The 20242-nt window shown below is 72.4% G+C and carries 23 protein-coding genes and 1 pseudogene; 14 read left to right on the top strand and 10 right to left on the bottom strand.

From position 1 onward, the window contains the following. Window positions 1-679 precede the first annotated feature (679 nt). Window positions 680-1108 carry a hypothetical protein gene (locus tag ABZT47_RS23365; RefSeq protein WP_354845691.1) on the bottom strand — a complete coding sequence of 143 codons (429 nt, stop codon included), beginning with the start codon at window positions 1106-1108 and terminating at the stop codon, window positions 680-682. Between the two features lie 424 nt (window positions 1109-1532). On the opposite strand from ABZT47_RS23365, the gene ABZT47_RS23360 reads away from it, so the two are divergent. After that, the gene (locus tag ABZT47_RS23360) at window positions 1533-1721 is read left to right on the top strand and encodes a hypothetical protein (RefSeq protein ID WP_354845688.1); all 189 of its coding nucleotides are present in this window, start codon (window positions 1533-1535) and stop codon (window positions 1719-1721) included. A 248-nt stretch (window positions 1722-1969) separates the two neighbouring features. On the opposite strand, the gene ABZT47_RS23355 is transcribed toward ABZT47_RS23360, so the two are convergent. From ABZT47_RS23355 to ABZT47_RS23340, 4 genes are all read right to left on the bottom strand, one after another. Further along, window positions 1970-2371, bottom strand: coding sequence for a DUF3147 family protein (locus ABZT47_RS23355; protein WP_354845685.1), 402 nt, complete (start codon window positions 2369-2371; stop codon window positions 1970-1972). Then, window positions 2368-2709 carry a DUF3147 family protein gene (locus ABZT47_RS23350; RefSeq protein ID WP_354845683.1) on the bottom strand — a complete coding sequence of 114 codons (342 nt, stop codon included), beginning with the start codon at window positions 2707-2709 and terminating at the stop codon, window positions 2368-2370. The genes ABZT47_RS23355 and ABZT47_RS23350 overlap by 4 nt, the downstream gene beginning before the upstream one ends. A gap of 245 nt (window positions 2710-2954) precedes the next feature. Further along, window positions 2955-3800, bottom strand: coding sequence for an SDR family oxidoreductase (locus ABZT47_RS23345; protein ID WP_354845681.1), 846 nt, complete (start codon window positions 3798-3800; stop codon window positions 2955-2957). Beyond that, window positions 3797-4099: an antibiotic biosynthesis monooxygenase gene (locus tag ABZT47_RS23340; protein ID WP_354845678.1), complete on the bottom strand. Its 303-nt coding sequence runs from the start codon at window positions 4097-4099 to the stop codon at window positions 3797-3799. Before ABZT47_RS23340 ends, ABZT47_RS23345 begins: the two co-directional genes overlap by 4 nt. A 93-nt stretch (window positions 4100-4192) precedes the next feature. Between ABZT47_RS23340 and ABZT47_RS23335 the strand changes: the two genes are divergently transcribed. Then, entirely contained in the window at window positions 4193-4660 is a 468-nt protein-coding gene (locus ABZT47_RS23335) for a helix-turn-helix domain-containing protein (RefSeq protein ID WP_354845675.1), read from the top strand. Window positions 4661-5002: 342 nt separating this feature from the next. On the opposite strand, the gene ABZT47_RS23330 is transcribed toward ABZT47_RS23335, so the two are convergent. Further along, window positions 5003-5485 carry a metallophosphoesterase family protein gene (locus ABZT47_RS23330; protein WP_354845673.1) on the bottom strand — a complete coding sequence of 161 codons (483 nt, stop codon included), beginning with the start codon at window positions 5483-5485 and terminating at the stop codon, window positions 5003-5005. A 230-nt stretch (window positions 5486-5715) separates the two neighbouring features. Here ABZT47_RS23330 and ABZT47_RS23325 point away from each other — a divergent pair, with 230 nt between their 5' ends. Further along, window positions 5716-6414, top strand: a complete 699-nt coding sequence (locus ABZT47_RS23325; RefSeq protein WP_354845670.1) for a TetR family transcriptional regulator — start codon at window positions 5716-5718, stop codon at window positions 6412-6414. Then, window positions 6411-7199, top strand: coding sequence for a VOC family protein (locus tag ABZT47_RS23320; RefSeq protein ID WP_354845667.1), 789 nt, complete (start codon window positions 6411-6413; stop codon window positions 7197-7199). The genes ABZT47_RS23325 and ABZT47_RS23320 overlap by 4 nt, the downstream gene beginning before the upstream one ends. 137 nt (window positions 7200-7336) lie before the next feature. Here the strand turns inward: ABZT47_RS23320 and ABZT47_RS23315 are convergent, their stop codons facing one another. The 3 genes from ABZT47_RS23315 to ABZT47_RS23305 all read right to left on the bottom strand — a co-directional run bounded on the left by ABZT47_RS23315 (window position 7337) and on the right by ABZT47_RS23305 (window position 8859). Then, entirely contained in the window at window positions 7337-7468 is a 132-nt protein-coding gene (locus ABZT47_RS23315; protein WP_354845664.1) for a DUF397 domain-containing protein, read from the bottom strand. Window positions 7469-7528: 60 nt separating this feature from the next. Next, the gene (locus ABZT47_RS23310; protein ID WP_354845661.1) at window positions 7529-7894 is read right to left on the bottom strand and encodes a Scr1 family TA system antitoxin-like transcriptional regulator; all 366 of its coding nucleotides are present in this window, start codon (window positions 7892-7894) and stop codon (window positions 7529-7531) included. A 275-nt stretch (window positions 7895-8169) separates the two neighbouring features. Beyond that, window positions 8170-8859, bottom strand: a complete 690-nt coding sequence (locus ABZT47_RS23305; RefSeq protein WP_354845658.1) for a GntR family transcriptional regulator — start codon at window positions 8857-8859, stop codon at window positions 8170-8172. A 187-nt stretch (window positions 8860-9046) separates the two neighbouring features. Between ABZT47_RS23305 and ABZT47_RS23300 the strand changes: the two genes are divergently transcribed. The 5 genes and pseudogenes from ABZT47_RS23300 to ABZT47_RS23280 all read left to right on the top strand — a co-directional run bounded on the left by ABZT47_RS23300 (window position 9047) and on the right by ABZT47_RS23280 (window position 13721). After that, complete coding sequence (locus ABZT47_RS23300; protein WP_354845655.1) at window positions 9047-10330, top strand: MFS transporter; 1284 nt, start codon at window positions 9047-9049, stop codon at window positions 10328-10330. A gap of 31 nt (window positions 10331-10361) precedes the next feature. Beyond that, window positions 10362-11174, top strand: coding sequence for a 5-oxoprolinase subunit PxpA (locus tag ABZT47_RS23295; RefSeq protein WP_354845652.1), 813 nt, complete (start codon window positions 10362-10364; stop codon window positions 11172-11174). Next, window positions 11171-11776 (top strand): annotated as a pseudogene (locus tag ABZT47_RS23290) (allophanate hydrolase subunit 1); the annotation flags it as partial. The gene ABZT47_RS23295 and the pseudogene ABZT47_RS23290, both read left to right, overlap by 4 nt. 121 nt (window positions 11777-11897) lie before the next feature. Further along, entirely contained in the window at window positions 11898-12794 is an 897-nt protein-coding gene (locus ABZT47_RS23285; RefSeq protein WP_354845649.1) for a biotin-dependent carboxyltransferase family protein, read from the top strand. 144 nt (window positions 12795-12938) lie between these two features. After that, entirely contained in the window at window positions 12939-13721 is a 783-nt protein-coding gene (locus ABZT47_RS23280) for a putative hydro-lyase (RefSeq protein WP_354845645.1), read from the top strand. A 319-nt stretch (window positions 13722-14040) separates the two neighbouring features. Here ABZT47_RS23280 and ABZT47_RS23275 read toward each other — a convergent pair whose 3' ends face one another. Continuing rightward, a complete protein-coding gene (locus ABZT47_RS23275) occupies window positions 14041-14904 on the bottom strand; it encodes a GDSL-type esterase/lipase family protein (RefSeq protein WP_354845643.1) in 864 nt (287 codons plus the stop codon). Window positions 14905-15121: 217 nt separating this feature from the next. Here ABZT47_RS23275 and ABZT47_RS23270 point away from each other — a divergent pair, with 217 nt between their 5' ends. The 5 genes from ABZT47_RS23270 to ABZT47_RS23250 all read left to right on the top strand — a co-directional run bounded on the left by ABZT47_RS23270 (window position 15122) and on the right by ABZT47_RS23250 (window position 20189). Continuing rightward, a complete protein-coding gene (locus ABZT47_RS23270; protein ID WP_354845641.1) occupies window positions 15122-16360 on the top strand; it encodes a (2Fe-2S)-binding protein in 1239 nt (412 codons plus the stop codon). Further along, entirely contained in the window at window positions 16357-17208 is an 852-nt protein-coding gene (locus ABZT47_RS23265; protein WP_354845639.1) for a helical backbone metal receptor, read from the top strand. Before ABZT47_RS23270 ends, ABZT47_RS23265 begins: the two co-directional genes overlap by 4 nt. Window positions 17209-17269: 61 nt before the next feature. Beyond that, window positions 17270-17989 carry an MgtC/SapB family protein gene (locus ABZT47_RS23260; protein WP_354845636.1) on the top strand — a complete coding sequence of 240 codons (720 nt, stop codon included), beginning with the start codon at window positions 17270-17272 and terminating at the stop codon, window positions 17987-17989. A 111-nt stretch (window positions 17990-18100) separates the two neighbouring features. After that, window positions 18101-18604, top strand: coding sequence for a hypothetical protein (locus tag ABZT47_RS23255; RefSeq protein WP_354845633.1), 504 nt, complete (start codon window positions 18101-18103; stop codon window positions 18602-18604). Between the two features lie 133 nt (window positions 18605-18737). Beyond that, the gene (locus tag ABZT47_RS23250; RefSeq protein WP_354845630.1) at window positions 18738-20189 is read left to right on the top strand and encodes a peptidoglycan recognition family protein; all 1452 of its coding nucleotides are present in this window, start codon (window positions 18738-18740) and stop codon (window positions 20187-20189) included. Window positions 20190-20242: the final 53 nt, after the last annotated feature.

Here is a 20242-nt window from a genome sequence, read left to right as displayed (position 1 = left end):
ACTCACCGGGGCAGGACGGCGGTCCGGCGCACAGGCGTGCCCGCGCGGGCACGCCGGGTCGGCGCCGGAGAAGGCGCGCCGCAGGTGGCGGGGCGTCGTGCCGGTGCCCGGCTTCCCGCGCCAGGCCGTCGCCCGCGGCCGTCGGTGCGGCCGGAGGGGCGCCGTGAAGGGCCCGCCCCTGTCGGTGGAGGGGTGAGGCGGTGGCGACTGTACGTCCGCGATCACCGGCGCGCAACGGCCGGCGTGCGCCCGTCCCGCCTTGCCCGCGTCGTCGCCCAGGCATGAGCCCAGATGCCGCCGGAGCGGCGCGCAGGCGGTGAGCGGCGGGTTCTTCGGCCGCCGGCGGCGCGTTCCACGTGCGCCCGCAGGCGGCGCCACGGCCGGGCACGGCCCGGCCGGCGGCTGTAAATTTCAGCCGCGGCGGACGGCGGGTTGACAGGCGCGCCGAGCCCGGGTTACGAAAAGGGCCCGCGCCAGGAAAAACGACGCACCTCGAGACTCTCGAATGTTAGCGCTAACAGAGCCGGTGTGACCCACCGGTCAGCGCCTACGCCCACCGGGACCCGTCCATCACGGCGTCCCCGGCGGGCGTCCCCCGGCTCCCGGCCGAGACCGGCCGCGACGGCGGCGCCGCTCGCCGTAGCCGCGTTCCCGACAGTGCCCCCGTGAGGACACCCGCCTATGGCACCAGGTCCTGTGAGGAGAGCACGGGGCAGTTGAACAGGCCGGTGAGGGTCTCGACCTGGTGCGCGGTCAGCGGGTTGAGAAAGATGACCGCGTCGGCACGGGTCTTCTCCCGCACCAGCGCGATCTCCTCCACCTTGCCGGCGCTGACCAGCGTGCGGGACGAATAGGGCGCGTCCATCGTCCGCGCCCCGCCGTCCGAGACGCCCCGGCGCTGGACGAAGCGTCCCACCACCTGCGCGCCCAGGGCCGCCATCGCGCTCGCGAACTCGTCCATGATCACCAGGTAATGCCGCTCCTTGGCGGAGAAGTAGCCGACGAGCACGACGTCCATGCCCGTCAGCTCCCCCGGCGGCGGCACCTTCGCCGGCCGGGCGCCGCGCTCGGCGCGGCCACCGCGCCGCATGCGTCGATGTGGCTTCACGACCGACACGGTAGCGACCGGACGACCGGCCTCCTACCCTCCTCGCCCAGCTCCCTGCCGCCATCGTCGGCCCATCCTCGTCGGGGCGGACGCGCCACCCCCGTCCGGTCGACGCCGCGACCTCGTCTCGCCATCGCGTCCCGCCATCGCGTCCCGCCACCCGGCCGCCCCTGTCGCTGCCGTCGTCGCCCGTCATCGCCGTTCCCCGGCCTGGGGCGCGACGCCCATGGCCGACCTTCCCCCACGGCGCGACACCCCCCGAAAAAAGGCATTCGATAACCGCTATCGCCGCCACCTACTTCGGCGGTGGCGAAACAGAAGCGGAGCGATAAGGCATGGATAGCGACCCCCCATACCTTCGTAAATGTCACCAGGAAAACGGTGAGGGAAACAAGCCGAAGGCCACAAAAAAGGGGTCAGCAAAATGATGAAGAACATGAAGTCCGCCGCCGCCCGCATCGCCATCATCGCCATCTTCGCCACCGCCGGAAGCGCCGCCGTCGCGGGCATGTCCATGGCCGACGCGACGCCCCCGGCGGACACGCAGACCCAGAGCTCGACCCCGACCCCCACCCCCACCCCCACCAGTGACAACAGCACTCCCTGGATCTGACCGACCGCTCGTGGCAGACGGCTGAGGTGCGGCCGGAGACAACGTCTCCGGCCGCATCAGTCATTTTCCGGGAATTATTGGATGAACAGCCGCGCCATCTCGAGAAACAGCGCATCGCACTGTTATCGCCGACCACCCCTACCACGCTATCGGTCCCCCTATTCGCCCGTTGCCCAGCGTTTTCACACCTTCGGTTCCGGCGCCCTGAGGTGAGGGTTCTCCATCCTCCCGGTGACAGCCCGGCACACCTATCTCGTGTGACGCCGCACCGCCAGGTAGAGGACGGCGGAGACGATCATCCAAGCCACGGTCGCCAGCGCCAGCGCCGGCACCGCCGGGACGCGGCCGGCCAGCGCCCAGACGCACACCGCGAAGACGATCATCCCGATCGCGCCCAGCACCGCACCCCGGGCGTCCTGCGCGACCGGGACCCGGCTGTGCTCCTCGTCCTGGATCAGCGTGAGCGTGGCGGCCATGACGGCGGGAAAGGCCAGGAACACCCCGCCCGCGGTGACCCCCCAGCGCTGCCCCACCAGGCCGGCGATCACCGAGACCACCATGCCGAAGGCGAAGCGCAGCCCCATCCCGGGCAGCGAGATCTCGCGGATCTTCTCGGGGTGCACGCGGATCCTGCCGGGATCGTCGTTCACGTGATCAGCTCCCAGCCGAGGGCCGCGACGGCCGCCCAGATCACCATCGCCACCGCGCTGCCGGCGGTGGCGCCGAGCCGCCGCGTCAGCGGGACCGCCGAAGCGCAGTAGGCGACCAGCGCCACCGCCCCGACGACCATGCCGTGCCCCGCCTCGGCCACCTGGCGCTCCCCCAGCACCAGCAGCGTCACGGCCATCCCCGCGAGCGCGACGGCGGGGCCGGCGGCGAAGATGCCGGCGAACCGCTTCGGGCTCACGATCTCGCCGACGAGGGCGAAGGCCATGACCAGCAGCCCCCCGCACAGCCCGCGCACGACGATCGTCCACACCTCGCCCATCCGCCCACCTCCCCGGCCGGGAGCCGCCCCTCCCGGCTCGATCCCGGGTACATTCCCCTCCCGGCGCCACGGATCCGCCCGGCGGAGCCCATCGATGCCCCGGAACCGATGGACGGGAGCACGGAACCGCTGGACGAGCGTCGCGGAACGGCCGGCGAAAGGCTCAGGGCCGCGGAACCGGTCGGACTCCTCGGGCGCCGCGGAACCGGTCGGACTCCTCGGGCGCCGCGGAACCGGTCGGGCTCTCAGGCGCCGCGGATCCGGTCGGCGTAGTCGCGGGCGAAGTCGCCGAACGATCGGGCGGGCCGCCCCATGACGTCGGGGAAGTCCGATGTGGTGAAGTCTCCCCAGCCACGCGCGTACGCGGTGCCGTACTCGGCGTTGACCGCGGCGATCCAGTCGGGCAGCCCGGCGCCGAGCATGGCCTCGTAGGCCTCCCTCTCGCTCAGCGCGTGGTAGTCGACCGGCGTGCCATAGATGAGCTGGAGCCGCTCGGCGGCCTCCTTGAGCGAGATGCCGGCCGGCCCGGTCAGGGTGTAGACCTTCCCCTCGTGGGACTGCGGCTCGGTGAGGACGCGGGCGGCGAAGTCGCCGATGTCCCGCACGTCGATCATGCCGACCCGCCCGTCGCCGAGGCCCCCGTACAGGGTGCCGCCGTTCACCGAGCCGAACAGGTTCTGCATGAAGAAGTGCGGCCGGATGATGGTCCATCGCAGGCCGGAGGCCATCAGCTCGGCGTCGGACAACGCGTGCAGCCGGCCGTTGCGGGTGGGGGCGTCATGACCGGCGCCGACGGCGGACATGCGCACGATGTGGCGCACCCCCGCCTGACGGGCGGCCCAGACGGCGTTCATGGAGGCGTGCGGGGCCTGCGGGCCCATCGCGGTGAGCAGCCACACGGTGTCGGCCCCGTCGAACGCCGGGCCGAGGGTGCGGGGTTGCTCCAGGTCGCCGACGACGACCTCGGCTCCGGGGAGGTCGGGCGCCTGGGCGGGGTCGCGCACGAGCAGGCGGACGCCGTCAGTGGTGGGCAGGGAGCGCAGGAGCGCGCTGGAGACGGCGCCGGTGGCGCCGGTGATCAGGGTGGTCATGGCTGGTCCTCGTCTTCAATGGCGGTGCCCGCCTCGGCGGACACCACGTGGTCGATGGCCTCGAAGAAGGCTCTGATGCCGGGCAGGTTCGCGCCCTTGGCCCGCGAATCGGCGAAGTCCTCGGCGGTCCGCCAGTGCACGATGTCCAGCCAGTCGTCGCCGAGCAGGCGCACCAGCCGGGCGCCGAGGAAGCCGGCGCGGTCGGCGCGGAAGTCGGCGAGCATCGCCGGACGGGCCGCGAGCAGGCGGCGCACCTCACCGGGCGCCACATGGAATCTGGTCAGTTCTACGGTTGTCATCGCTGTCTCCTGATGTGAGCAGGCGACTTCGACGATATAGTAAGAATCAGTGACTATCAAGTTCAGTGACTAGTTGACGGACGGATGGCCCCCATGCGGCGCAGCGAACGCAAGAAGACCGACCCCGACCTCGGCATCATGGCCGGCCAGATGCTGTTCGCCGTCCAGCGGGAGATGTTCGAGACCCTCGCCCGGCACGGCCACCCCCACCTGCGGCCCCGGCACGGCGCCGTCCTGGCGTACCTCGACGAGGAGGGCAGCCGCGCCACCGACCTGTCACAGCAGTCCGGCCAGCACAAGCAGGTGATCGGCACACTGGTGGACGAACTGGTCGAGCTCGGCTACGTGCGCCGCGAGCCCGACCCGCAGGACCGGCGGGCCAAGCTCATCGTCCCCACCCCGCTCGGCCTGGACGAGATGGAACGGTCGGACGCCATCGTCGCCGACATCGAGCGCCGGCACGCCGAGGCCGTCGGCGAGGACGTCTACACCGTCTTCAAACAGGCCTTCCGCCAGATAGTCCACCTCCAGCGCACCCACCCGCCGGCCTCCGCCGATTAATGCACTGGCCACATACCTCCAGCAGGCACGGTCCCCCCCTGTGCGCCGAAGGCGACCGGCACCGGATCGGCGGGCACGGTCCTCCACCCCGCTGTGCACTGGAGGTGATCGGCGCCGGGTCGGCGGGCACGGCCCTCCACCCCGCTATGTACTGGAGGTGATCGGCGCCGGGTCGGCGGGCACGGCCCTCCACCCCGCTATGTACTGGAGGTGATCGGCGCCGGGTCGGCGGGTCGTGGTGCGGCGATGGCGGCGCCTGCTACGGCGCCCGACGCGGCGCACGTGCGCGGACGATCCCCTGGCGGCGCGGCGATCCGGCGAGGAGGGCGCGGCCGGGCGTCGTCAGGTGACCGGGATGATGTCGGCGGTCAGGAGGCGGCCGTCTTCGATGTGGAGGACGCCGATGGTGCCGTGGGGCTGGCGGCGGCGGTCGGTGGGGGAACCGGGGTTGAAGATGCGCAGCCCTTCCTCGGCGTGGTCCAGCGGGATGTGCGAGTGGCCGAACACCACCAGATCGGCGGACGGAAAGCGCCTGCGCATGCGGGCCCAGCGCCCCTTGGCCGCGCCGCTGTCGTGGATCATGGCCACCCGCAGTCCGTCCAGGTCGAGTTCCAGCGTCTCGGGGGCGTCCACGTCCGGGCCGTCGTTGTTGCCCTTCACCGCGTGAACCGGCGCGTACGCGGCCAGCTCATCCAGGACGCCGGCCGTGCACACGTCCCCGGCGTGCAGGATGACGTCGGCCCCCCGCAGGTGATCGGCCACCCGAGGCGGACACGACTTCCAGAACCGCGGAGCATGCGTGTCCGACAGGACGACGACCCTCATGAGACACCCCTTGCCCCACGCACCCACCCCCCACTCCCGGCCGCCCCGGCACGATGACCCCCATCAGGCCACTGAGCCATTCCGTGCGATTACTCGTGACTTTCTGTAGCCGTTGAGTTTGATCGTCCAGCAGAGCCTTCATGTGGATACCGCTCACCCAGGACCGGGGCGTCGATGTCGCTCTGCGTCAGATATTGACTATGGGGTAGCCATAGTCAATTCTGTCGTCTGTGGAACCAGTACCACCAGGCGAGCAGGCACCGGCGCGTTCCTATCGTTCGAGCCGCCGGGAGGAACAGGCACGCCGCACCGAGCGCCGGGTGATCGAGGCCGCGACGTCGGTGTTCGTGGCGAAGGGATATGCCGGCACCACGATGCGCGCCGTGGCGGCGGCCGCCGGTGTCTCAGTGCCGACCGTCGAGTTGCTGTTCGGCACCAAGGCTCGCCTGCTCAAGGCCGCCATCGACATTGCGATCGCCGGTGATGATGAGGCGGTCCCGGTGCTGGAACGCGGCTGGACGGTGGCAGCAATGAACGCCGCCGGCGCGGAGGAGTTTCTCGATGTCGTCGCCGGCGTGCTCGGCCCGGCCCAGGCGCGTTCCGCCGGCCTGGTTCTGGCGGTGTTCGAGGGGTCCGCGGCCGACCCCGGGCTGGCCGACGTCGCCGAGCAGATGATCGCGCAGCGGGAGATCACCGCCGACTGGGTCGTCGACGGGCTGACCGCCCAGGCAGCCCTGCGCACCGGCCTGGGCAGGCAGGACGCCATCGACACCGTGTGGATCCTGATGGACCCCGCACTGTTCGACCGACTGGTCCGTCGCCGTGGCTGGACGGTCGAGCGCTATCAGGACTGGTTCGCCCGCTCCGCCGGCCGGCTGCTCATCGACGACACCCCCGGATCCGTCCACCACCGAAGGAGAACGACGTGACTCGACCCACCCCCGCCATGGGTCAGTACCCGCCCGAGGGCGGCATCGCCTACCTGCAACTGCCCGCCACCGACGTGGCCCGCTCCGCGGCCTTCTACCAGGCGGCCTTCGGCTGGTCTGCCGACAGCGAGCACGGCGGCTTCGAAGCACCCGGGATGATCGGCCAGTGGACCACCGATCTGACGCCGGCCCGCGATGCCGGGCCGGTCGTCTGGGTCTGGGTGGACCAGTTGTATCCCGCGCTGCAACGGGTGGAGGCCGCCGGTGGCCGGGTTCGTGGCCGCCCCCAGCCGGACGGCGGCGAACGCTGGCTGGCTGAGATCGACGACCCCGCGGGCAACCGGATCGGCGTCGTCGCGCCGGCCCGCACCGCCCAGGCCCAGACGATGCTCGCCGTCAGCGACGTCGAGGCATCCAGCCGCTGGTACCAGCAGCTTCTCGGCCTGCGCAGCGACCACGGCGGGCCGGAGTACGAGCGCCTGCTCGCCGACGGCGTCCTCGTGCTCCAGCTCCACCAGCGGCGCGTCGAGCACCACCACGGCCTGTTCACCGACGTCGGCGGCGACGTCGGCAACGGCGTCCTGGTGTGGTTCGGGGAAGTCAGCGACTTCGACGGCGTACTCCAACGCGCAGCCGACCTCGGAGCCACGGTGGTCCGACCGCCGCACCGCAACCCCCCGCAGAGCCAAGGCAACGGGCCGGGCCACCGCGAAATCTGGCTCAAGGACCCCGACGGCTATACGGTCGTGGTCGCCAGCACCGATGGCGAGGCGTACGAGGTGTGATCACAGTCGTCGATCACGAAGCGCTGCACATCGTTGCGCGGAAAGGCTCACTGGGACGAGAGCCGGACTGCCAGAACGGCGGACGAGAGCCCTCGTCGTTGAGAACTCTCGTCCTGGGGACGGACGCTCCGGAGGGATCAGCCGTCGAAACGGTCGGCCTTCACGCCGGCCAGGAAAGCGGACCACTCGCCGGAGGCGCAGGCCAGTACGCCACCGCCGGGATTCTTGCTGTCGCGCACCCCGACCAGACCGGGAACGTCCAAGGCCACCTCGACACATTCTCCCGAGTCACCGCTGAAGCTACTTTACGCCACCGCGCGTTTCGAAGATCAAGCTCCAATTCGATCCACCGCTTCCTCTATCAGCCGGAGGGACTGCTTGAACGGTACGGCCTCCGCCCGGATCGCGTCATATCTCCGGATCAATTCGGATATAAGTCGACGGTCATCGAAGGTGCGACCGACTGGCTGAGCCTCCGCGTACGCGGCATAGGGATGTCCGTTGCGTTCGGCGATGATGAACCCGCCCATCGCGCCGCAATGCGGCCTGGCCGCATACGGGACGACCTGGAGCGTCACCTGGGGATGACGGGCTATCTCCAGCAGGTGCGTGAGCTGCTCGCGCATGATCTTCGTGTCGCCGATCACGTGGCTGATCACGTCCTCGTCGATGACGACGGTGAAGTCCAGCGGCATCTCATTGATCGCACAATGGTCGCAAATCGCATATGACACGGATGCGTGTAGGACGATTTCCATGAACAAAGGAATGGGACACAGAGCGCTGGGAGGGCTCACCCCTCGGCGGAAATACACCCCCGACGGGAATCGCGGCTTGGACCGAATGGCGGGGAGCTCGAGGGGCGGGCCCCTCGATCGGGGGTCGAAGGGGGCTTGCCCCCTGGGAAATACAGCCCGAGCCGGAGCGCCCCCAGGGCGCGGAGGCGAGGACCATGGGTGACCGGTGGCGGTCAGGTGTGGGCGGTGACGAGTTGGTGTTCGGCGTCGGTGAGGTAGTCGCTGAGGGCGCGTTCGGCGCCCTCGGTGTCGCCGGTCTCGATGAGCTGGAGGATGTCGCGGTTGCGCCACAGATACGGCTCGTGGAAAGCACGGGGGTTGGCCATCTCCAGGAAGCTCAGCCGTAGCTCGGCGAGCAGGCGGCGCATGGTCTCGTCCAGGCGGGGACTGCCGGTGAGGTGCACGATCGCCTGGTGGAAGCGGATGTTGGCGGTGCCGACGTCCTCCCACCGCTCCTCGGCCGCCGCGCGCCCGGCGGCGGCGACGGCCTCACGCAGGTCGGCGAGCGCCTCGGCGGAGGGGCGGCCGGACCGGCGGATCGCCGAGCATTCGATCAGGCGCCGGACGCGGTAGAGGTCGACGACGTCCTCGGCGGTGAGCCGGCGGACGAACACGCCCCGGTTGAGCTCGTGGACGAGCAGCCGTTCATGGGACAGCAGGCGAAATGCCTCGCGCAGCGTGTTGCGTGACACCCCGAGCGCCGCGCCGATCGACTCCTCCGACAGGCGGGTGCCGGGCGAGAACATGCCCTCGGTGATGCGCTCGCGGAGGATGGCGGCGACGCGCTCGGCCGTGCTGGTGCGCCCGAGCAGGGCGCGGTCCTCGGCGAGGCGTTCGGTGACCCCCGCGGCACCATCGGTCACGACGGTTCAGCCCCTTCAATCCCATCGGTGTGAGGTGAAATCCTAGCACGAGGCTATTGCCAGATCGTTGAACGATCCTTATGTTGAATCCACTGGCTCACAGAGCCATGGGGCGCTCGGGGACACCGTTCCGGCCCGCCGGATCCGGTGGCGCCTCCCGTCTGGCAGAGTGGCAGCGAGGTGCGCCATGACGACGTCCAAGCCGGAACCAGCCGCATACCTCCCCCACGACGAGCAGCCCCACAAGGGCGCGTTCGCCTGGTACTCCACGCTCAGCGCCAAGGGCCGCAAGGCGTTCGCCGGGGCCTTCCTCGGCTACAGCCTCGACTCCTACGACTTCTGGGTGCTCCCGCTCGGCCTGGTGGCCATCGCGGGCACTTTCGGCCTCGGTACGGCCCAGACCGGGCTGCTCGCCACGGCCACGCTGGTCTGCTCCGCGCTCGGCGGCGTCATCGCGGGCGTGCTCGCCGACCGGGTCGGCCGCGCCCGCACGCTCATGATCACCGTTTCGGTCTACGCGCTGTTCACCGCGCTGTGCGGCATCGCGCCCAACTACGAGACCCTGCTCGGGTTCCGCGCTCTGCAGGGCCTCGGCTTCGGCGGCGAGTGGGCGGCCGGGGCCATCCTGGTCGCCGAGTACGCCCAGGCGCGCCACCGGGGGCGGGCCGTCGCGGTCATCCAGAGCTCGTGGGCCATCGGCTGGGGCCTCGCCGTCCTGGTGTACACGCTGGTGTTCCAGTTCCTGGACGAGGACCTGGCCTGGCGGGTGCTGTTCTGGACCGGCGCGCTCCCGGCGCTGGCGGTGATCTACGTACGGCGCAACGTCACCGACGCGCCGATCTTCACCGAGCAGCGGGCCACCGGCGACCGGGTGTCACCGCTCGCCGTCTTCGGCGACGGCCTGCTGCGCACCACGGTCTTCGCGACGATGCTCGCCACCGGCGTGCAGGGCGGCTACTACACCCTGGCCACCTGGGTGCCCACCTACCTCAAGACCGAGCGCGGCCTGTCGGTCATCGGCACGGGCGGCTACCTGGTCTTCCTCATCACCGGCGCGTTCTGCGGCTACCTGACCGGCGGCTACTTCACCGACAAGATCGGGCGCAAGCGGACCTTCGCCATCTTCTCGGTGCTCAGCGGCGCGCTCATCCTGCTCTACACACAGCTTCCGAGCTCGGCCGGCGAGTACGTGATGTTCCTCGGCTTCCCGCTCGGGTTCTGCTCCTCGGCCATCTTCTCCGGCTTCGGGGCCTACCTGGCCGAGCTGTACCCCAGCGCCGTCCGCGGCACCGGGCAGGGCTTCACCTACAACGTCGGCCGCGGCCTCGGCGCCTTCTTCCCCACGATCATCGGATACCTCGCGACCGCCTACAGCGTCGGCGGCGCCATGGCGTTCGGCGCGCTGGCGTACGGGCTCGCGGTCGTGGCCCTGCTGGGACTGCCCGAGACCCGGGCCCGGCGCCTTTCCTGACCCACCCGCACGAGTCAATTGGGAGCCCATCGTGTCAGGCCCGATCGCGACGGCCGGCCGCCCAGGCCCGGTCACGACCGTCGACCTCAACTCCGACCTCGGTGAGGGGTTCGGCCGCTGGAGCCTCGGCGACGACGAAGCGCTGCTGTCGGTCGTCACCAGCGCCAACGTGGCCTGCGGCTTCCACGCGGGCGACCCGACGATCATGCGGCGCACGTGCGCGACCGCGTCCGCGCTCGGCGTCGCGATCGGCGCCCAGGTGAGCTACCGCGACCTGGCCGGCTTCGGGCGGCGCTTCATCGACGTGCCGCCCGAGACGCTGACCGACGAGATCGTGTACCAGATCGGCGCCCTGGACGCGTTCGCCCGCCTGGCCGGGACGCGGGTGAGCTACGTCAAGCCGCACGGCGCCCTGTACAACGCGATCGTCCACCATGAGGAGCAGGCGGCCGCGGTCGTCGCGGCCGTCCGCGCCTACGACCCCGGGCTGCCGGTGCTCGGCCTGCCCGGCTCGCAGTGGCTGCGCCTGGCCGGGGAGGCGGGCCTGACCGTCGTCCCCGAGTGCTTCGCCGACCGGGCCTACACTCCCCAGGGCACCCTGGTCCCGCGCGGCGAGCCGGGCGCGGTGCTGGACGACCCCGGCGAGGTGGCCGAACGCTGTCTGCGCATGGCGCGCGGCGAGCCGATCACCGCGATCGACGGCACGCCGCTGACGGTCACGGCCGCGTCGATCTGCGTGCACGGCGACACCCCCGGCGCGGTCGCCATGGCCCGGCGGGTACGGGCCGCGCTGGCCGCGGGCGGCGTCGAGGTGGCGCCCTTCATCGGGAACCGGGCGCCATGAGCCCGCGCCTGCGCAGGTGCGGGGACAGCGCCGTCCTGGTCGAGCTGGACGGGGTCGAGGAGGTCCTGGCCCTGTACGAAGCGCTCGCCGCCGACCCGCCGCCCGGGGTGACCGACCTGCTCCCGGCGGCCGGGACGCTGCTGGTCCGCTTCGACGGGCCCCGGCGCCGCGAACCGGTCGAGTCGGCGATCCTGCGCGCCCGTCCGGCGACCGGCCGGCGCGCGGCGAGCGGGGAGGTGACCGTCCCGGTCGTCTACGACGGCGCCGACCTCGCCGACGTGGCGGCCCTGACCGGGCTCTCGGAACGCGAGGTGGTCCAGGCGCACACCGGGACGCCGTGGACGGTGGCCTTCTCCGGCTTCGCCCCCGGCTTCGGGTACCTGGTCGGCGGCGACCCGCGGCTACGGGTGCCGCGCCGCACCGAGTCGCGGGTGCGGGTCCCCGCCGGGGCGGTGGCGCTGGCGGCCGGGTACAGCGCGGTCTACCCGCGCGAGTCGCCCGGCGGCTGGCGGCTCATCGGCCGCACGCCGCTCTCCGTGTGGGACCTCGCCGCCGACCCGCCCGCCCTCCTGCGCCCCGGCATGCGCGTGCGCTTCACCGATACCACGCCCGGGACCGCGACCGGGACCATGCCCGAGACCGCGACCGAGATACAGACCGAGGTCGCCCCCGGCCGCGGGGAGGTCCGGACCGAGGTCGCCCCCGGCCGCGGGGAGGTCCGTCGTGGGTGAGGCAGAGCGGCCGGGGTGGCTGGAGGTGCTGGCCACCGGGCCGCTCACGACCGTGCAGGATCTCGGGCGTCCGGGCCGCGGCGACCTCGGCGTGGGACGGTCGGGGGCGGCCGACCGGACGGCGCTGCGCCTGGCGAACCGCCTGCTGGCCAACCCCGAGGGCGCCGCCGCGCTGGAGGTCACCCTGGGCGGGCTCCAGGTGCGCGCCCACGGCGACCTGACGATCGCGTTGAGCGGGGCGCCGTGCCCGGCGACCGTCACCGACGCCGCCGGCCGGGCACGGGGAGCCGGCCACCAGGCCGTCGAACGGCTTCCCGACGGATCCACGCTACGGCTCGGCGTGCCCCGGCGCGGCCTGCGCACGTACCTGGCGGTGCGGGGCGGGCTGGACGTGCCGGAGGTCCTCGGGTCCCGGGCGACCGACATCATGGCCGGGGTCGGCCCCGACCGGCCGGCGCGCGGCTCGGCGCTGCCGGTGGGGCCCCCACCGGCGAGGTTCCCGATCGTGGACCTCGCCCCGGTGACCCCCCTGTACGCCGGGGAGCCCGTCCTTTCCGTCCTGCCCGGACCCCGGGACGACTGGTTCGCCCCCGGAGCGCTCCAGGCGCTGTGCGCCGAGCCGTACGAGGTGACCGTCGACAGCAACCGGGTCGGCATGCGGCTGCGCGGGCCGTGCCTGGACCGGGTGCGGGAGGGCGAGCTTCCGCCCGAGGGCATGGTGCCGGGCGCGCTGCAGGTGCCGCCGTCGGGGCAGCCGACGCTGTTCCTGGCCGACCACCCCGTCACGGGCGGGTACCCGGTGATCGCGGTGGTCCGCACGTCCGACGTGGACCGCGCGGCGCAGGTCCGCCCCGGCCAGCGCGTCCGGTTCCGCCTGGCGCGCACGTGACGCACGAGGCCCGCCCATGAGGCACGAGAGCCCGCCCATGAAGCACGAGAGCCGCCCATGAGGCACGAAGCACGCCCGTGAAGAACGAGAGCCGTCCATGAAGCACGAGGCTCGCCCATGAGGCGCGAGGAAGGAGACGAAGGCATGCTGGATCCCGCTCTGCTGACGCCCGGCGAGGCCCGGTCGCTGTTCCGCGAAGGGCTGGTGACGCCCACGTCCGGCTGGTCGGCCGGCTGGACGCAGGCCAACCTGCTGGCGCTCCCCCGGGACCGCGCGTACGACTTTCTGCTGTTCGCCCAGCGCAACCCGCGCCCGTGCCCCGTGCTGGACGTGACCGAGCCGGGCGAGGTCGCCGCTTCCGTCTTCGCCGGCGACCTGCGAACCGACCTGCCCGCCTACCGGGTGTACGAGAACGGCGAGCAGGTCGCCGAGGTGCCGGACGTGACCGCGTACTGGCGCGACGACCTGGTCTGCTTCCTCATCGGCTGCAGCTTCACCTTCGAGGCCGCGCTGCTGGAGGCGGGGGTGCCCGTGCGGCACCTTGAGAGCAGGACGAACGTGCCGATGTACCGCACGAACCGCGGCTGCCGGCCCGCGGGCGGGCTGTCCGGGCCCATGGTCGTGTCCATGCGCCCGGTGCCCGCGCACCTGGTCGCGACGGCGGTGCGGGTCACGTCCCGCTACCCGGCCGTGCACGGTGCTCCCGTCCACGTCGGCGACCCCGGCGCGCTGGGCGTGCGCGACCTCGACCGGCCCGACTTCGGCGAGCCGGTCGAGGTGCGGGCGGGAGAGATCCCGGTGTTCTGGGCCTGCGGGGTGACCCCGCAAGCGGCGGTCATGCGCTCGCGCCCGCCGTTCGCCATCGGGCACGCGCCCGGCCACATGGCCATCACCGACGTCAGGGACACCGCCTACCTGGTCCCCTGACCCGAGCCCGGGCCCCCTGATCGAGTCCGAAGGATTCAACGGCGCGCTAATGCGCTGTCCACGAACCTTCACCGGCACTGGCGCCGTAGCAGGCGCCGACATCGCCGTACCACGACCCGCCGACCCGGCGCCGATCACTGCAACACATGGCCAGGGTGGAGAGCCGCGCCCGGTCAACACCTGTGGTCACTGCGCTCCCTTCACCGGCTCGGGTGCCGTAGCAGGCGCCGACATCGCCGTACCACGACCCGCCGACCCGGCGCCGATCACTGCAGCACATGGCCGGGGTGGAGAGCCGCACCCGGTCAACGTCACCGCGCTAACGGTCGTCGAGGGAATCCGGGGAGGTCAGGTCGAAGGAGGCCGCGTAGGTCACCTCGGCGAGGATCTTCTGGCCGTTGGTGTTGGGGTGGAAGTAGTCCCACGTGCTGAGGTCCGCGAGCGCGAACGGGTACCCGAAGACGGCACCGCCGTCGTACCGGCAGGCGGGCCGCTCGGCGCACACCGTCGACAGCACCGTGTTGTAGTCGGCGACGCGCTGGCGCACCCGGTCGCGCCGGGCGGCGTCGGCCGCGTCGGTCGAGCGGGGACGGGCGAGCATCGACTGGCAGATGTCCAGTGCGGCCCACGCGGTGCGCGCGGCGAGGTTGCCCTTGCCGACCTCCCACAAGCGCTTGAGGTCCGGCACGCTCGCGACGAAGATCGACGCCTCGGGCAGCCCGGTGGAGAGGGTTTCGATGGTGGCGCGGAACCTCGTCTCGAAGTCGGCCACCGAGGTCATGCCATCCTCGGAGGAGGCGCACGCGTCGTTGGCTCCGATCAGGATGGTCACGTAGTCCACGCCCTGCGAGACGGCCTGCTGCGCCTGCCCGGGCATGTCGGCCACCGTGGCGCCGGACTTGGCGTCGTTGTGGGCGACCAGGGACGGGTTGGCGGCTCTGAGGCGCAGGTAGTGGCTGTTGACCGAGCTGCTGGACCCGGTGGACCACGACCGGGAGGTGCAGTCCAGGTAGAAGCCGCAGGCGTTGAAGCCGCGCGTGATGGAGTCGCCCATCGAGGCCATCGAACCGGGGACCGGCGGGGCCGCGGCGAGGGCCGGGGACGGGAGCGCCACGGCGAAGGCGGGGAGGAAGACGAACGCTACTGCGGACAGGAGGACGAGGGTGCGGCGGCGGATGTCCAAGCTGGCTCCTGGGGTGATCCCCCGATCGGCTGTTGCTCAGACTGTCGGCCCGTCCCGGCCGGTTGACAACCTCACACCACAAGTTACTGACTTGTTGGTAACATCCGGCCGGCCCGGCCACCGGCCCGCGCCGCTTACCGGACGGGTACGTTCGGACGGGGGCTGATGCGAAGATTGACCGGGTCAGGCGTACCGAAGCGGACCGGGGGTGAGGGGTGTGCGGGCGGATCCAGGTCTCGTCGCCGAGACCCTCGCCGAACTCTCGGCCATCGGTCCGTACTACGCCATCTCCCCCGGCCCTGACCACGGCTGTGACCGCGCCCCCGGCTCTAACCGCGAGCCCGGCTCTGACCGCGCCCCCGGCCCGGGCCCCGGCTCGGACCGCGGCTCGAGTTCCGGCCCCGGCTCGGACCGCGACCCCGGCCCGGACCGCGAGCCCGGCTTTAACCGCGACCCCGGCCCGGGCCCCGGCTCGGACCGCGGCTCGGGCTCGGGCTCCGGGTCAGGCGTCCGCTCCGACCTCGGCTCCGGCTCCGGCTTCGGCTTCGAGGAGGACGGGGGCTGGCGTCCGCTGAGTGAGCTCGTGACGGACACCAGAGCGCTGCGCGCGAAGATCGAGGATTACCAGCGGCGGCTCGGCGCCGAGGAGATCCGCGTCGCCGCCTCCATCCTGTTCCAGGGGCTCGCGGCGCGGCTGTGGTCGCCGATCGTCGGCGCCGTCGCCGCACGCGGCCTGATCCCGGCCGAGGCTCCGTCGGACATCCACTGGCGCCCGGCTCCCACCGGCCCCCTGCCGCTACGCGCCGCCGTCACATCCCACTGGGTCGTCCTGCCGGACGAGGGGGGCTCCTTCAGGGAGGCCCTGCTGGCCGGCGGGGACTCGTCGGCGCGAGATGTGCCGGCCGGTCGGACTTCCTCCGACGGCACCGTCCCCGAAGGCGGCACCCTCCCCGAAGGCGGGGCCGAGTCGCAGGGCGGCGCCGGGTCGCAGGGCGAGGGCGGACCGGAGGGCGGTGGCGGGCCGCAGGGCAGGGGCGGGTCGCAGGGCGCAGGAGGGGCGGCCGAGGTGGCCTATCGGGTGGTCGTGACCGAGTTGCTGGAACCCCTGCTGGGCGCCGTCCGCGAGATCGCCGGGGTCTCCGTGCCGCTCCTGTGGGGGAACGCCGCTTCATCGCTCGCCGGGACGTTGCGCACCCTCCCCGTCGCGCGACCGGACCTCGGCCCGCGCGCCGCGCGGTTCGTGCGCGAGGTGCTCGGGCTCGGCGTCCTGGCCGACACCGGGCGCCTCGCCGAGCCCGCGCCCGGCTGGTACTCCTTCGTGCGGGTGAGCTGCTGCCTGTACTACCGCGTCCCCGGCGGCGGGATGTGCGACGACTGCGCCCTGCTCGACCCGGCGGTCCGCGAGGCGCAGTGGGCGCACGCCGCGCGACGGGCGGGAGAAGGGGCCGGGGCATGAGACTCCTCCACGACGATCTCGGCCTCGCCGTGCCGGTCCCGGGTCGGGTGCGCCGGGTGGTGTCCCTGGTCCCCTCGCTGACCGAATCGGTCGCGGCGACGGCTCCAGGGCTGCTCGCCGGCGCGACCGACTGGTGCTCGCACCCCGCCGATCTCCAGGTGACCCGGGTGCGCGGCACCAAGAACCCCGACGTGGACGCCATCGTGGCGCTGCGTCCGGACCTGGTCGTGGCGAACGAGGAGGAGAACCGCGTCCCCGACCTGGACGCGCTGCGCGCGGCGGGCGTGCCGGTCTGGGTCACGGTCGTCCGCACGCTCGACGACGCGTTCGCCTCTCTGCGCCGGCTGCTGGTCACCGCCCTTGGGCTGCCCGAGCCCGCCTGGCTCTCCGCCGCCGAACGAGCCTGGAACACCGGCACCGGCACCCGTCTCGGGCCGGATGGTGGCACGGGCGTCGCGGGCTCGACGGGCGCCGCCGGAGGGGTGCGGCGGGCGGTGATCCCGGTGTGGCGGAAGCCGTGGATGGTGGTGGGGCGGGACACCTTCGCCGGGGACCTGCTGATGCGCCTGGGCGTGCGCAACATCTACGCCGGTCACGCCGAGCGCTACCCGCGCATCCCCCTTCCCGAGCTGCTGGACGCCCGTCCCGACCTGGTGGTCCTGCCGGACGAGCCGTACCGGTTCACCCCCGGCGACGGGCCGGGCTTCTTCCCCGGCGTCCCCGCCGCGCTGGTCAGCGGCCGGCACCTCACCTGGTACGGCCCGTCGCTGGCCGAGGCCCCCCGCGTGGTCGCCGACGCGCTCGCCGCCGCCCGCCCGGCTCCCCCTCCGGACGAACAACCGCGCTGACCTGCGCAGACGTGCGGCGTGCTCTCGTGGTGGGAGGGCGGGGCTGTTCTAACCTGGTCGGATGGTGGCGGCATATCTCGGCGGCCTTCCCGGGCAGGGCTGGACACAGGTCGGGGAGCTCGCCCTGGCGTTCGTCCTGTCGGCGGCCATCGGGGTCGAGCGTGAGATCCGCCAGAAGAGCGCGGGCCTGCGCACGCACATCCTCGTCGGGTTCGCCGCCGCCCTGATCATGCTGGTGTCCAAGTACGGCTTCCAGGACGTCCTCGGGCACAACGTGACGCTGGACCCGTCCCGCGTGGCCGCGCAGATCGTGTCGGGCATCGGCTTCATCGGCGCGGGGCTGATCTTCATCAGGCGGGACGCCGTGCGCGGCCTCACCACGGCCGCGACGATCTGGCTGACCGCCGCCGTCGGCATGGCGTCCGGGGCGGGGCTGTGGCTGCTGGCGATCATCGTCACCATCGGCCATTTCATCGCGGTGTTCGTGCTGGCCCCGGTCTCGGACATGCTGCCCCGTTCCAAATACGCGCCGTCGCGCGTCCACCTTTCGTACCTGCCGGGCCGCGGGGTGCTGCGGCGGGTGCTGGAGGTGTGCAGCGGCCAGGGGTTCACCATGAGCGAGGTGTCGGTCGACCAGCGCGTCGAGAAGGACCCTTCCGCGGTGACGTTGTGGCTCAGCGTGCACGGACCGGGGCCGGTCGCGGAGCTGACGGCCACGCTGACCGAGATCGACGGCGTCCTCGCCGTCTCCGGCCACGACGCCGACTCGGCCATCCCTTGACCGAGAACGACGGGGTGCTCACCCTCCCCGGCCGCGACGCCGGCTCGCGGCCGTTCCCCTGCCGCGCCGGCCGCCCGTTTTCGGGACCGGCCGTGAGGGCAGGTAGCGGCAATGATCCGTGACCTCGTCAAAGGCGCCGTCAGCGGCACGATCGCGACCGCCGCCCACACTGTCGTCATGATGACCGGGAGCCGCGCCGGGCGGTCGTGGAAGCCGCCGCCCAAGCACATCGTCCGCGCGGTGCTGCCCGGCTCGAAACACCGGCCCAAGCACGGGGAGAACGTGCTGGCGACGGTCGCGCACGTCGGCTTCGGCGCCGCCGCCGGCGGGCTGTTCGCGATCCCGTTCCGGCGGCGCCGTCCCCGCGTGGCGGAGGGCATGGCGTACGGGCTGGCGATCTGGCTGGTCAGCTACCAGGGGTGGGTGCCGGGCCTCGGCGCCATGCCGCCCGCCCACCGCGACCGGCCGGACCGGCAGGCCGTCCTGGCCGCCGCGCACGTGACGTACGGGGCGGCGCTGGTGCTCGCCCTCAACGCGCTCCGCCGTGACGAGGGGAGACCCGCCGAGACGGGCCCCGTCTCCCGCGAACGCCCGCTCACCCCCACCGGCCGCTGACCCCGCCGCTCCCGGGGTACGGCCGCATCCGTTTCATGCGGATGTATGGGTTTTGGAGCTTTCTTATATGAGTCCTCCGGACGCTGTACGGCACGGCGCTTCGCACCAGGAGCGCCCGTGTTGAGGAGGACCCATGATGGCTTTCCGCGTCCGCCGCTCACATCGCCTGGCGGTGGCGCTGGCCGGTCTGCTCGCGGCTCCCGTCTGCCTGTTCGGCGGACCGGCGAACGCCGCCCCGTCCGCACCGGCCGACCCCTTGGGCGGCGCGTTCAGCGGCGCGGCGGCGAGGTACGAGGTGCCGCGCGATCTGCTCGTCGCGCTGGCCTACGCAGAGACCCACCTCGACGGGCACGACGGCGCGCCCAGCGCGAGCGGCGGGTACGGCGTGATGCACCTGGTCACCAATCCGACGCGCCACACGCTGGAGCAGGCCGCAGCGCTCACCGGCAGGCCGGTCGCGGCGGTGCGGTCCGACAGCGCGGCCAACATCGCCGGCGGCGCCGCGGTGCTGCGCGCCGAGGCCGACGGGCTGGGCCTGCGCGCCGCCGACCGCCGGGACATCGGCAGGTGGTACTCGGCCGTGGCCAGGTACGGCGGGGCCGCGAACCCCTCCTCCGCCCGGCTGTACGCCGACACCGTGTACGACCTGCTCGGCGCCGGCATCCACACCGTCACACCCCGCGGCGAGACGGTGGACGTGCAGGCCAGGACCGTGGACCCCGACCGGGGCGCGTACGCCGACGCGCCCGACCTGAACGCTCCGCGCCTCGCGGCCGCCGCGGACTACCCGAGCGCCCACTGGGCGGCGGCCAGTACCAGCAACTACCGGGTCGGCAGCCGGGGCGCGAGCACGATCGACCGCATCGTCATCCACGTGATGCAGGGCTCGTACGCCGGGACGATCTCCTGGTTCCAGAACCCGAGCGCCAAGGTCTCGGCGCACTACCTGGTGCGGTCGTCGGACGGCGACATCACGCAGATGGTCCGTGAGAAGGACGTCGCCTACCACGCGACCGTCTACAACGACCGTTCCGTCGGGATCGAGCACGAGGGGTACGTCAACGACGCGAGCTGGTTCACCGACGCGATGTACCGCTCGTCGGCGGCGCTGACCCGCTACGTCGCCGACAAGTACGGCATCCCGAAGGACCGCACGCACATCATCGGCCACGCCCAGGTCCCCGGGACCGACCACACCGACCCGGGGCCCAACTGGAACTGGACCAAGTACATGCAGTACGTCACCGGGGGCTCCGGCGGCAACCCGTACACCCCGGAGCAGGTGTGCGGCACCGGCTACAGCGTGATCGACTCGGCCGCGCTCGGCACGTCGGGGACGGTGTACCTGCTGTACGACGCCTCCAGCGGCCGCAACTGCGTGGCCACGATCAAGAGCACCTCGCTCGGCACGGCCACGGCCACCTCGGCGTACCTGGAGGTGCAGGGATCGACGAGGATCACCGACTCGGGCGACTTCGCCTACTACGCGGGCCCGGTGCGCGCTTCGGCGGCCGACAAGTGCGTGAAGTGGGGCGGTAAAGCCGGTTCGTCCACCTACGACAGCCCCTTCGAACACTGCGGCTGACCGCGCCTGGAACACCGCGGCCGAGCGCGCCCGGGCCACGGCCGTCCGAGGCC

Source organism: Sphaerisporangium sp. NPDC005289, assembly GCF_040607455.1.
Lineage (GTDB): Bacteria > Actinomycetota > Actinomycetes > Streptosporangiales > Streptosporangiaceae > Sphaerisporangium > Sphaerisporangium rhizosphaerae.
This window is presented reverse-complemented; position numbering and strand designations above follow the sequence as displayed.

Excerpts from the sequence above, each read along its gene's own strand:
- ABZT47_RS23360 (WP_354845688.1), top strand. The coding sequence starts at position 1,533 with ATGATGAAGAACATGAAGTCCGCCGCCGCCCGCATCGCCATCATCGCC.
- ABZT47_RS23350 (WP_354845683.1), bottom strand. The coding sequence starts at position 2,709 with ATGGGCGAGGTGTGGACGATCGTCGTGCGCGGGCTGTGCGGGGGGCTG.
- ABZT47_RS23345 (WP_354845681.1), bottom strand. The coding sequence starts at position 3,800 with ATGACCACCCTGATCACCGGCGCCACCGGCGCCGTCTCCAGCGCGCTC.
- ABZT47_RS23340 (WP_354845678.1), bottom strand. The coding sequence starts at position 4,099 with ATGACAACCGTAGAACTGACCAGATTCCATGTGGCGCCCGGTGAGGTG.
- ABZT47_RS23335 (WP_354845675.1), top strand. The coding sequence starts at position 4,193 with ATGCGGCGCAGCGAACGCAAGAAGACCGACCCCGACCTCGGCATCATG.
- ABZT47_RS23330 (WP_354845673.1), bottom strand. The coding sequence starts at position 5,485 with ATGAGGGTCGTCGTCCTGTCGGACACGCATGCTCCGCGGTTCTGGAAG.
- ABZT47_RS23310 (WP_354845661.1), bottom strand. The coding sequence starts at position 7,894 with ATGCCGCTGGACTTCACCGTCGTCATCGACGAGGACGTGATCAGCCAC.
- ABZT47_RS23300 (WP_354845655.1), top strand. The coding sequence starts at position 9,047 with ATGACGACGTCCAAGCCGGAACCAGCCGCATACCTCCCCCACGACGAG.
- ABZT47_RS23280 (WP_354845645.1), top strand. The coding sequence starts at position 12,939 with ATGCTGGATCCCGCTCTGCTGACGCCCGGCGAGGCCCGGTCGCTGTTC.
- ABZT47_RS23265 (WP_354845639.1), top strand. The coding sequence starts at position 16,357 with ATGAGACTCCTCCACGACGATCTCGGCCTCGCCGTGCCGGTCCCGGGT.
- ABZT47_RS23260 (WP_354845636.1), top strand. The coding sequence starts at position 17,270 with ATGGTGGCGGCATATCTCGGCGGCCTTCCCGGGCAGGGCTGGACACAG.
- ABZT47_RS23255 (WP_354845633.1), top strand. The coding sequence starts at position 18,101 with ATGATCCGTGACCTCGTCAAAGGCGCCGTCAGCGGCACGATCGCGACC.
- ABZT47_RS23250 (WP_354845630.1), top strand. The coding sequence starts at position 18,738 with ATGATGGCTTTCCGCGTCCGCCGCTCACATCGCCTGGCGGTGGCGCTG.